The organism is Bradyrhizobium sp. Leo78, assembly GCF_059512425.1.
Genome location: NZ_JCAMOT010000233.1, coordinates 1 through 426, shown reverse-complemented (window position 1 = coordinate 426; position 426 = coordinate 1). Strand labels below are relative to the sequence as shown.

Annotated in this window: 1 protein-coding gene; it reads left to right on the top strand. The window is 54.9% G+C overall.

The annotated features are described in order from the left end of the window. Positions 1 to 182: 182 nt before the first annotated feature. Positions 183 to 426 (top strand): hypothetical protein (locus tag AC5ZG1_RS44445; RefSeq protein ID WP_496136577.1); only part of this gene is annotated, 244 nt, incomplete at its 3' end.

Below are 426 nucleotides of genomic sequence, written 5' to 3'. Positions count from 1 at the left end.
CCTTGATAAGATCAAGCCGCGCGAGAGGAAGATCGCCAAGATCACCTATGGCGACGGCACCGTGAAGGAAGTTCCGCTACTGTCGCGCGTCGATACGCTCGACGAGGTAATCTACCTCAACAATGGCGGCATCCTGCAGACGGTTCTGCGCGATCTCGCTGCCTGATCTTTAAGAGAGTTGATTGATATTAGCCGCCGGAGAGCAGTTTCCGGCGGCTTTTTCTTTGCGGCGACAGTCTTTGCGGGCGGCTCACGATGATTTGTTTCAGCTGCGTTCCGGCCGCGCTGCGGTCTCACCCGTTCGTGATTTTTCGTTTGGACCCGGAAGGATTATTCGTACGTTCATATCTCAGAGCCTTCGGTTCCAAAACGCCGCCGGCGCTGAAAAAGAGGTGCAGGTGAATGTCCCCCCGTTTCTTAATTTCG